Source organism: Syntrophorhabdaceae bacterium, assembly GCA_028698615.1.
Classification (GTDB): Bacteria; Desulfobacterota; Syntrophorhabdia; order Syntrophorhabdales; family Syntrophorhabdaceae; genus Delta-02.
Map to the genome: position 1 here is coordinate 1 of JAQVWF010000067.1, position 10215 is coordinate 10215.

11 protein-coding genes are annotated in these 10215 nt (G+C 51.3%); 4 read left to right on the forward strand and 7 right to left on the reverse strand.

Annotated features, from left to right (window positions below):
• The first annotated feature begins 255 nt into the window (after positions 1–255).
• The 4 genes from PHC90_13465 to PHC90_13480 all read left to right on the forward strand — a co-directional run bounded on the left by PHC90_13465 (position 256) and on the right by PHC90_13480 (position 3307).
• The gene (locus PHC90_13465) at positions 256–783 is read left to right on the forward strand and encodes a YeeE/YedE thiosulfate transporter family protein (protein MDD3847352.1); all 528 of its coding nucleotides are present in this window, start codon (positions 256–258) and stop codon (positions 781–783) included.
• Entirely contained in the window at positions 780–1307 is a 528-nt protein-coding gene (locus PHC90_13470) for a YeeE/YedE thiosulfate transporter family protein (protein ID MDD3847353.1), read from the forward strand. The genes PHC90_13465 and PHC90_13470 overlap by 4 nt, the downstream gene beginning before the upstream one ends.
• A gap of 9 nt (positions 1308–1316) precedes the next feature.
• Complete coding sequence (locus PHC90_13475; protein MDD3847354.1) at positions 1317–2747, forward strand: FAD-dependent oxidoreductase; 1431 nt, start codon at positions 1317–1319, stop codon at positions 2745–2747.
• A gap of 77 nt (positions 2748–2824) precedes the next feature.
• Positions 2825–3307: a cyclic nucleotide-binding domain-containing protein gene (locus PHC90_13480; GenBank protein MDD3847355.1), complete on the forward strand. Its 483-nt coding sequence runs from the start codon at positions 2825–2827 to the stop codon at positions 3305–3307.
• 9 nt (positions 3308–3316) lie between these two features.
• Here PHC90_13480 and PHC90_13485 read toward each other — a convergent pair whose 3' ends face one another.
• The 7 genes from PHC90_13485 to PHC90_13515 form a co-directional block, all read right to left on the reverse strand.
• Positions 3317–3754 carry a hypothetical protein gene (locus PHC90_13485; protein MDD3847356.1) on the reverse strand — a complete coding sequence of 146 codons (438 nt, stop codon included), beginning with the start codon at positions 3752–3754 and terminating at the stop codon, positions 3317–3319.
• Entirely contained in the window at positions 3735–4214 is a 480-nt protein-coding gene (locus tag PHC90_13490; protein ID MDD3847357.1) for a nucleoside 2-deoxyribosyltransferase, read from the reverse strand. Before PHC90_13490 ends, PHC90_13485 begins: the two co-directional genes overlap by 20 nt.
• Positions 4215–4348: 134 nt before the next feature.
• Positions 4349–4987 carry a type II secretion system protein gene (locus PHC90_13495; GenBank protein ID MDD3847358.1) on the reverse strand — a complete coding sequence of 213 codons (639 nt, stop codon included), beginning with the start codon at positions 4985–4987 and terminating at the stop codon, positions 4349–4351.
• A 167-nt stretch (positions 4988–5154) separates the two neighbouring features.
• Entirely contained in the window at positions 5155–6264 is a 1110-nt protein-coding gene (locus tag PHC90_13500; protein MDD3847359.1) for a HAMP domain-containing sensor histidine kinase, read from the reverse strand.
• Entirely contained in the window at positions 6251–6859 is a 609-nt protein-coding gene (locus PHC90_13505; protein ID MDD3847360.1) for a response regulator, read from the reverse strand. Before PHC90_13505 ends, PHC90_13500 begins: the two co-directional genes overlap by 14 nt.
• 66 nt (positions 6860–6925) lie before the next feature.
• Entirely contained in the window at positions 6926–7588 is a 663-nt protein-coding gene (locus tag PHC90_13510) for a class I SAM-dependent methyltransferase (protein ID MDD3847361.1), read from the reverse strand.
• Positions 7585–9804 (reverse strand): YfhO family protein, encoded by a 2220-nt coding sequence (locus PHC90_13515; GenBank protein MDD3847362.1) that lies wholly within the window; start codon positions 9802–9804, stop codon positions 7585–7587. The genes PHC90_13510 and PHC90_13515 overlap by 4 nt, the downstream gene beginning before the upstream one ends.
• Between the last annotated feature and the right edge of the window lie 411 nt (positions 9805–10215).

Genomic DNA, 10215 nt, shown 5'->3' on the forward strand with positions numbered 1-10215 from the left:
CCCATGGGGGTCTTCGAGAACAGGACCAGCATGGAGCGGATCCTGTATGCAGTCTTCCTCTATGAGAACATACGCTATGGGGTGCACTATGTTTTTGGCTGCTGACACAAAATACTTGACGTTACCCTGTGGCGCCCCCCCGTTGGACCTCTGGACCCCTGCCTTCTTTCTTGCCAGAAGACGACGGGAGGTTTTATAATGTCTTTATCAAGCGCGGCGCTGGCTTTGTCGCGCATCACGGGAAAAGGAGGCAGCATGAATGCCAATGAGAACCTGAAGGGCTGGAATCCTTATGTCGCCGGTGCACTGACGGGGCTTCTTCTCGTGCTCTCCGTCTGGGTCGCCGGCAAATATTTCGGAGCTTCGACAACCTTTGTCACGAGCGCCGGATTCGTCGAGTCTACGTTTTCCCCGGAAAGAGTCGCACAGATGGAGTACTTCACCAAGCATCTTCCGAAGATCGACTGGCAGTGGGTGTTCGTCGTCGGTATCTTCTTCGGCTCCCTCATAGCCTCTGCCACCTCCCGGTCCTTTCGCTGGCAGGGTGTTCCCGGGATGTGGGAAGGCCGGTTCGGACCAAGCATGACCCCGCGCGCCATTACGGCCTTCTTCGGGGGCGCGATAGCCATGTTCGGGGCGCGCCTCGCTGACGGCTGACCGAGCGGTCATGGGCTGAGCGGTTCGCTCCAGCTTGCGGTCAGCGGCTTCATTTCCTTGATCTGTTTCTTCGTGGGCGGCTTCATCGTCGCCAATCTTCTTTATCGCGGAGGTGCCAGAAAATGAACGTTCTCATCTACGGCATGATAACAGGCATCATCTTCGGGTTTCTTCTCCAGAAGGCCCGCGTCATCCGCTATGATAAGCAATTGGGGGCCTTGAGGCTCATGGACATGACCATCGTCAAGTATATGTTCACCACCGTACTCGTTGCCATGGTGGGCGTTTACCTTCTCAAGGATCTGGGGCTCGTGAAGCTTTCAATCAAGACAACGATCCTTGGCGGCAATATCATCGGCGGACTCATTTTCGGTATCGGCTGGGCGCTCCTGGGGTACTGCCCCGGCACGTCCCTTGGTGCCCTCGGTGAAGGACGCTATGATTCGATATGGGGAATCATCGGCATGCTCGCGGGAGCCGCCGTCTTCGCCGAGCTCTTCCCCCTCATGAAAAGAACGGTCCTGACCTGGGGCAATTACGGCAAGATCACAATCCCGGGCATCCTCGGCATCAATCACTGGATCGTTATCGTGATAATGGTAATACTCGGGATCCTGATGTTCAGGTTTTTTGAGAAAAAAGGGTTATAGGAGTCTACCATGCCCCATGAACGTCTTGTTGTTGTCGGCGGGGTTGCGGCGGGGATGAGCGCGGCCAGCAGTTTTAAGAGGCTCAAGCCCGAAGCGGAGGCGATCGTTCTGCAGAAAGACTACTTCATCTCCTACGGCGCCTGCAGCCTTCCTTATTATATATCCGACGACGTGAAGGACATCAATACGCTCATATCACTCTCGCCCGAGGTCGCTGCCAACGAGAGGGGCATCACGGTACTCACCCGTCACGAGGCCCTCTCCATAGACCCTTCAAACAAAACGGTGACCGCCGTGAACCTGGACAATGATGAGGAGAAGACCATCCCTTACGACCATCTTGTCATTGCTACGGGGGGGCTGCCGGTTCGCCCTCCCTTTCCCGGTATAGATCTCGGTCACATCTTCACGTTGCGGGATCTCCATGACGGCGTCGAGATCAAGAGATTCATCGACCGGTGGACATCCTTTGAACCATGTATCGGACCGCAATGTGTCTACGTGAACACCTTCGGCGCCGAAAAGAGACCGATGCGGGCCTGCATCGTTGGAGGCGGTTCCATCGGTATGGAGATGTGCGAGTCTCTGAGAAAAAGAGGGGTCGAGGTGACGGTCTTCGAGAAGATGGACCGGGTCCTGGGGACCATGGACACGAGCATCACCGCGGTCGTCGAGGACAAGATAGCCTCTGAAGGCGTGAACCTCATGAAAGGAGCGTCCGTACAAAGCTTCGAAGGGAACAGCGGGACAGTCGCCCGTGTCGTCACCGACAAAGGGACCTTTGACGCCGACATGGTTCTCCTCGTCATCGGGGCAAAGCCGAACACGAAAATTGCCGTAGATGCCGGAATGGAGCTCGGCGCGGCCGGAGCGATAAAGGTTGATGGTCACCTGAGAACCAATATTCCCGACATTTACGCCGCAGGCGACTGCGCCGAGGCGACACAGATCGTCACGGGAAAAAAGGTCTATATCCCCCTCGGCGCAACCGCCAATAAACAGGGTCGAATAGCCGGTGAGAACGCCGCCGGTATGAGTAATGTCTTCGAAGGCATAGTTGGAACGGCGGTAACGAAGATCTTCGATCTCGAAGTGGCCCGCACGGGCCTCGCGCCCCTCGAGGCGGAAAGGGAAGCCATTGGCCACTTTGTGTCTACCATAAAGGGCAGGTCCAGAAGCAGTGCGTATCCTGAAGGCAAACCGATCACGGTGACCTACATCGTGGAAAAGACCTCGGGAAGGCTTCTTGGGGCCCAGATGGCCGGCAGTGAAGGCGTTGCCCACAGGATAGACACCCTTGCGACAGCATTGTACAACAGGATGACCATCGATGATATTGCCCGGCTGGACCTTGCCTACGCCCCTCCCTTTGCAACGGTATGGGACCCGATACTCGTCGCGGCCAATGTAGCCTTGAAAAGATTGCAAAAAGAAACGTAACCATAGTATATAGTTGATACTAACCAGTGAAAAGATGGCTGTCGACGGATCAAAAATGCACTAATCCAGGAGAGATCATGCTGCATCACGTCTTATCGTCCGTTCAGGAACGTATTGTCATGATAGAAAAGTCTCAATGGGGCGAGGGTCTGAGCCACGAGGATATGGAGCGGTTTGCGCAATACCTCTATCTCGCCACGGCACAGTCGAACGAATCCATCTTCAATGAAGGCGCCATCGAACCCTATATGTGCTTCGTGGCAGACGGGCTTGTCAGGATCACAAAGGGGGATTCCAAAAAGAATGTCAAGACTATCTGTGAGATCGGCCCCGGTAGAACTGTCGGCGAAATGAGCATCATCGATGGCCTTCCCCGTTCAGCGTCGGCGGTGGCGGTGAATCAAACCACGGTCCTTGTCCTCACGAAGGAAAACTTTGAACTTCTGATAAGTGATAACCCCAAACTGGGCGTAGCGCTCTTCCAGAGGCTCGCCCAGATGATAAGCCACAGGCTGCGGGTGTCGGACTGGATGCTGGTAGAGTACATATACGAATCTTGAAACTGTCCTTTAGAACCTTTCCAGATGTCCCGATTTGCACTGGGGACATCGTTTATCGGTCATTTCCAGCAGGGTCCTGATGTGGTCGGATTTGCAGTGGGGGCAGACGAGGGTGTCTTTTCGGAGATCGAGGCCGAACTGGCTCAGGCAGTCGATGCAGACGCAGGCGGAAAGATAGCCTACGCGCTCTTCCATGAGATCGATGATGGCCTCCTGTGAGGCGGCAAGGGCCTCGCAGTTGCGAAGGGATTCCTCTTCCATGCGAAGCATCTGGGCGATTATCTCCCGCTCGCCATGGTCTTTGAGCGGTATCCTGTCACCCCTGTCATTTTGCAGATAAAGGTACCCTCCGTTCGACTCGTCGAGGATATATCCGCAGAAATTGCACCGAAAACCGTAAATCGTGGTCTTTTCGTAAAAATCTGCTTCAATTCGTTCTGGGTTCATGGCCGTAACGCTCCTTTGATATGAAATACCACTCAAACATCCGGGCAAGCTTTTCGATCTGTTCTTCCTGCAGTATGTTGTCTATCCGTTCCCTGGCCGCGCCGATAAGCATGGCATTGGCCTCATCGCAATTTCCCCTTGATATGAGGATAACGGGGATGTTGATGGCGTGGGCGTAACCGGCCTCGAAGGCCACCCCCGTGTCTCCGTCATCGACAAGAGCCATAACAATGTCGCAATCCTCCAGCATCCGAAGACAGGTTTCCTTTACGGTCCGACTCAGCTTGAGCTTTGTCTCCCTGTTTCCTTCGATATTGGGTGTGTCGTCGAAGGGGTCGATAATTCCGACCGCTTTGCCGTAGTCGGTCTGTTCGAGGGCACTCCTCAGTTTTCCCAGGAACTCTTTCTTGAAGCGTTCCTGGGAATCATTGAAGCAGGGATGAGCGAAATAGATGTACATTGTCCCCTCTCTATTGGTCTACCGTCTTACCCGATGCCTGAACGGGATAGCGTTGATGCCGCCCTTTATTGCATGACAACGATCGGCATCCTCTTTGTTGGCTGGTCCTGTGTGACTCGCTCATGGTCATCTCATCACAACCTGAAAAAAAGAATGAACTTTCCACTTACCGCTGTATCGTAATCCAGGGCGCCCCGGATGCTTCCCGTGTTCCAGGTGCCGTCATCGTACTTTCTGTCCAGGCCCCGGCACACATCGGGCGGCAGATTCTCAAAGGCAAGCCAGTGACCGGCGTCGCCCTTTCCAGGGGTGTTGTAGGTGAGGGCCACGTTGCCGCTGAAGACGTGTTTGGGATTGGCAAATCCAGCCCCGTTCAGAACATTCGCCTGTCTCAGCTCAAACCAGAGATCGCATTGTTCGGTTCCCGTTCCCGCACAGGCAAAATCGGGGGGCGTTGCCCCGGACCCGATCCCCACGCGCCCGTTGCCGTTGCCGTCCGTGGCGCCGCGGAACTTTGACGAGGCAACCGGGTCATCACCGGCATAGTATGCGAAGCTCTCATAATAGCTTTGGAAGGCGGCGGCAATCTGATCTTTCTGGTGGAAAAGCTGTTTCATCTGGCCAGTCACGATAAGGGACTGGCCTTTAACTACGAGACCGATGATGAGGCCGATGATGACCGTCACAATTACCAGTTCGATAACCGTGAAACCACCCGGCCTCCCCGGGCTTGTCGCTGCCGTACAGGCGTCATTTTGTATTATCCCTGCCATATCTACAGTCAATATATGGGGATTCAGGGATCCTCGCAAGATGTAGAATTAGTTTACAGATAATGCGGTTTTACAGGTAACTTCTCTTTACAGATATGTTGATTTTACAGGTAAACCGGGGTTACGGATAAAGGACTTTTACATTGAAAATGGAAAGATGAGGAATATCAAAGAGTTTGTTCTGAGGTAAGACTGATGGGCCGAGCGCCCTTCATGAGTGCAACTGTGAATTCCACGCCCCGGTCGGTATTTGCCACCGTCATGTTGCCCCCGAATTTTTTTACAACGTGTCTCGCCTGGAAGAGCCCGATGCCGAGTCCTGAGCTCTTTGTCGTAAAGAAAGGCTCGAACATTCTGTCGATATCCTTGATGGGGCTGCCCGTATCATAGATAACGACGGTGACCGTCTCTCCTTCTTCCCTGATAAAGGCAAAACACTCCAATTGAGGTTCATTCGTGGATTTCTCGTGCATATTCTTTATTATGTTGTCGAAAACGGTCACAAGCTTATGCTTTTGCGTGAAGACGCTGCCCCGGCCTGTCGCCTCTCCCTTCACGCCATAGAGTTTGATAAGCTCGCTTATCATGGCGAGAACGTCGACCTCCTGTGTATCGCCCTCATCACTTTCCTTTTCCGAGCCCATCTCAAGGGTCGCCAGGATCTTGTCAGTCCTGACGGAAAGAGCCGGGGCCGATTCCCGCAGGTATTCAACGAATTTGTGCTCCCGCTCGGACCCGCCTATTCTGGTGATATTGTAAAGAAGCCCCTTGATGAACTGCGTCACGTTCTTCACATCGTGAAGCAGGAATGTCTGAAGCTTGGAAAAATTATAGAGTGCCTCATTGGCCACTTTTATCTTCATAAGGAGATCCATCTCGATGAGGAGGAAAAGGGTCTCGAAGATGATCATGTAGATATATCTCTGATATCCCCGGGGACTCACCGTCACGATACCGAGCCCTATGGAATAATCGGGCCGTGAAACCTTCCGCGTAATCACTCTTTTGTGGGCGGGACCGGGCCTCGCAAGGGTCTTTTCCCCGTAGGTTATCTCGTAGAAAACATCGTCTATCTCGGCCTTTTTGATGAGCTCCCTGGCCCTCGGCAGGAAAAGCGAAATATCGTAATTGCACTCGCTGTTGGTCTCCACCATCTTCAACTGGACCTTGAAGGCGCGGTTGGTGAGGTATCGCAGATAGAAGAGGATGACGAGGACCGCCACGCCCACCACGATGACGAACATGTACATCGATTGGATAAGCTTAAGCGTTATCATCTATGTCCTCACGGCGAAAGCCGAACTTCTTTATGAAATAATAGAGACTCTCCCTCTTTACGCCAAGCAGTTTGGCGGACTTGTAGACATTGAAGTTGGTGTCTTTGAGGACCTTGAGAATAATGTTCTTTTCGGCCTCCTCGCGAGCGGGCTGAAGCCCCTTGCCAACCTCGATGTCAAATGATATCTTGGCCAGTCCCTGTTCCTCAAGCTTTCGCTCCGTGTCCCGAAAGAGTATGGCCCTGTCGATGGAGAAGATGACCTGTTCGATGGATGCCGGCTTGACGAGATAGTCGAAGGCCCCTGACTTAATGGCCTCCAGCGCGGCGCTTTCCGTCTTCTGGCCCGTGAGTATGATGACCTTGATACCGAAATTCTCAAGAATATAATGAAGGAGCCGCAACCCTTCATCGGGCGTGTTCTCATGGGGAGGGAGCCCCAGGTCGAGAACGGCAAGGGTGACGTCGTGTTTGTTGAGGAGATTGATGGCCTTCCGAACATCTCCGGCCTCAACAATCTCAAAACGTTCCTCGAGGGCAAAGCGCATCTGGGCCCGTAAAGCTACGTCATCTTCTGTGAGGAGAATGGTTTCCATTAATATCCCGAACAATATGTATAATAGTACTATTACAGACTTGTTTTAAAGAGGTTTTTTTCGCCTTCAGGTTTCTTCAGGCTCAAACTCTTCAAGCTCAAACCGGTTGTGCTCTTTTCTTGCCCTAACCCATATGTTCATAAAAAGTTCAAAATACCCCGACGCTACGGAAGGCCTCTGAAATCCGGCCTGCTCAAGTACCGCACGAACCTGTTTCCGTGAATAGGCGGCTTTGTGTTCGTCGATCTCGATCCGACTGACCATATTGTGCCGCGCGAGAAACTTCAGCAAGCCTTTGGTCCATCCGGCCGGGGTGGTCATGATGAACACACCTCCCGGTTTGAGGATCCTTTCGACCTCCCGGAGTATACGAAGAACCCTTGCCGGCTCGAAGTGTTCCAAAACAGCCAGCATGGTCACAACATCGAAAAAATCCCTATCGAAAGGTATGCGCGCAGAGTGTTCCACGTCGACATCGATAAGGGCCAGATCATGCCTTTTCTTCAATTCCACCCTCAGCTCTTTGTCGATCCCCTTATCAAGGCCGTACTTCTCGGAGAACTCCGCTTTCGTAAGAAAATAGGGAAAGAACCCGCAACCAATATCCAGAACCCTGCCCCTTCTCAACTCCACAGGCACAAGCGCATTCGCCTTCGCAACGCGCCTTCGCGCCAGATAACCCTCAAGGCGGCCCTCGCCGCGGGTCACATTTCTGCAAGGCGCACTCATATAACACCGCCCCTCTCGCCGTGAGTGGTGCTACCCCCACTGTCCCCGCCAGCCTCAGACGGTATCCTTCTATCCCTCTGCCAGAGCCATACGCAAAGGGCGATCCCGAACAGGGTCAGGACAAGCCCGACGTAAAAGGACATGGGCACGTATTTAAAAACAACCGTGTGCCTTCCCTTCGGCACCTCAACAGCTCGAAATGCCAGATTAGCTCGATATATCTTCGTTTCTTTCCCGTCCACATAGGCCCGCCATCCGGGGTAATAGGTATCGCTGAGGTACAAAAAAGCGCTTCCATCAGAAGTCGATTCAAGCACTACTTTGTTCGGTGTGTAGGACAGCAGTCTCGCTCTCCGCCTCTCCTGTCCCCCCTGCGGACTCGGCAGTCCCCCTTTTGACAATATAATCAATTCATTTCTGAGATCAATATTCCCGTCAACTAATTTTGCCACCATATCTTGATCACTGTCTACAAAATGCACCTTATTGAATAGGCGAAATCTTTCGGTGTTCTGCAAGTACTCATAGAGATACGCGGTTCCCTTTTTGACATCCACCGTCTCTCGCAGCTTAAAGTCGGGATCATTGACTTCATAGGAAGTAATCATAAATCGTATACCCACAATATTGATATACCGCTTAGCTTCTTGAAGAGTGGCAGCCCCCAACAACATATTCAGAAACTGGTCGTGACGCGCTACCCTCATGATCTCCACGCCTCCAACAGTATACAGGCCGAAGACGGGAGCATATGGCGTGTGCAAAAGAGCTCTGTCGGTCGGAAAAAACCTCCCAAGATCCGCATGTGTCTTGTTCGTCACAAAATATCGCTCTGTATCTCTTGCTCCACAAAGCAATGGAACGAACTTATGCTCAGACATAAACACTCCTTGCCACGACGCTGTTCGATAGTAACCATAATTTGCAAGGAATAAGTCCGCTACAACTAAAAACACCATGGCGTAAATCGCGTATTTGTTATGCCGGGATCGCAAATACACTAGCAGCATTAGACAAAACAGAAACGCAAAAAAGAGGACTCGTTTCACATTGTGGAGATTAAACCATATCTCGTTATACTGATCAGGCTTAATGTTGTGCGCGTTGAGAAACGCCCCGACATCATTCCCAAAAATGTTGATATAACCCCACAAACCAGCAAAAATGAAACCTAGGTAAAAGCTAATCATCACAATATGCTTCACCTTCGCATCGTTCTTTGCCAAACTGGATCTCAACCTCTCAACGCCAAGCGCCGAAGTCACACAAATGATAAAGCAAAAGAGAAAGAGAAACTTCACGGGGTATCGTATAGCATTAAAGGGTGGCACGTGGTGAAGGAGGTGATACAAAGGTGTGTTGTTCCCCAGGGCAAGGACGAATGAGACGAACATCAGAATGAAGAAGGGTAGTCTTTTCTTGTCCTTGCTGAAAAAGAAAAAGAGACTCATAATGAAAGGAATGACTCCGAGATAAACCGTCTTCAGCCAGGACTGATTTGCCCAGTATTTAGTCTCCGTCTGCCAGTATGCAAACGCATCGGGCAGAAAAAAAAGGGTGAAGTCCCTCCACGAAAAAGACCATGTGGTCGCCTCAGTATAGGAAAGCCCGGCACCCCGAATACTCTGCAGCTTCAATTCATAAAACGGTATCCATTGAACGGCGGAAACAAGGGAAAATATTATAACCAAAACGCAAAACGGCGCGAACCTCTTCAACCATCCCGGTGCACCAACATCCAAGAAAGGTGCTGGACAGATGGCGATAATAAGCAGTACGAAAAGTGTGAGCACTACCATCTCCGGCGCACCCGCGAGAAACTCTATTGTGACGAAAATGCTGCTCAGCAGGAGATGTTTGTATTTTCCTGTTTCGAAATGTTTTATAAAAAACAAAATGACCAGCGGAAACCACCCTATGGCAAGAAGGTGGGGCAGAAGATTATGAACCGACACGAGGTATCCGGAGAGCATGAACATCACTCCGCCAGTAAATGAGGCTAACGCCGATACTTTAAGGTACCGGAGGAAATAATAAGTCGTGGAGCCTGCAAATACAAAATGGAGGATGATCGACCAATTCCATGCGACAGGGAAGGGCAAGAAGAAAAAGATAATGTTGGGTGGATAAAAAACGCCCGGCTGGAGAGTGGCGAGTAAAGGTATGCCGCAATAGCTGTATGGATTCCAGAAGGGGAATTCAATCGATTTTATCAACGTTACCCAAAGAAATTTGGGCGGTATAAAAAAAGGGGCAAGATCCCTTTCGACAAATATGTACGAAGCTGATAGCGCTGGGTAAAAGTAAAGAAGGACAAGGCAAAACAATATTAAGATTGACAACATTATATCAAAGAGAGCTTAAGAAACCAGCTTGCAAGAGTTTTTCACAAAATTCTTATCTGTTTACCAACCGGTACAATCAACGGCACCACTGCGTGCACTGTTAGCACTACAATAAAGTATCCCGGCGTTCGTTGTGGTAGGAAGGGTCAAGCCAAAAGTGTATACACCGGCACCGGTTATTAGAAAGGACATCGTTTGATTGCCAACATTTCCTGTGGTATAAATTCCTTGGATATTTGCCGTAGCTACGATATCACCCATTGTATACACGCTACCCAAACC

Bases quoted from the DNA above. Each gene is read 5' to 3' on its own strand.
- PHC90_13470 (MDD3847353.1), top strand. From the start codon at position 780: ATGAACGTTCTCATCTACGGCATGATAACAGGCATCATCTTCGGGTTT.
- PHC90_13475 (MDD3847354.1), top strand. From the start codon at position 1,317: ATGCCCCATGAACGTCTTGTTGTTGTCGGCGGGGTTGCGGCGGGGATG.
- PHC90_13480 (MDD3847355.1), top strand. From the start codon at position 2,825: ATGCTGCATCACGTCTTATCGTCCGTTCAGGAACGTATTGTCATGATA.
- PHC90_13485 (MDD3847356.1), bottom strand. From the start codon at position 3,754: ATGAACCCAGAACGAATTGAAGCAGATTTTTACGAAAAGACCACGATT.
- PHC90_13490 (MDD3847357.1), bottom strand. From the start codon at position 4,214: ATGTACATCTATTTCGCTCATCCCTGCTTCAATGATTCCCAGGAACGC.
- PHC90_13495 (MDD3847358.1), bottom strand. From the start codon at position 4,987: ATGGCAGGGATAATACAAAATGACGCCTGTACGGCAGCGACAAGCCCG.
- PHC90_13500 (MDD3847359.1), bottom strand. From the start codon at position 6,264: ATGATAACGCTTAAGCTTATCCAATCGATGTACATGTTCGTCATCGTG.
- PHC90_13505 (MDD3847360.1), bottom strand. From the start codon at position 6,859: ATGGAAACCATTCTCCTCACAGAAGATGACGTAGCTTTACGGGCCCAG.
- PHC90_13510 (MDD3847361.1), bottom strand. From the start codon at position 7,588: ATGAGTGCGCCTTGCAGAAATGTGACCCGCGGCGAGGGCCGCCTTGAG.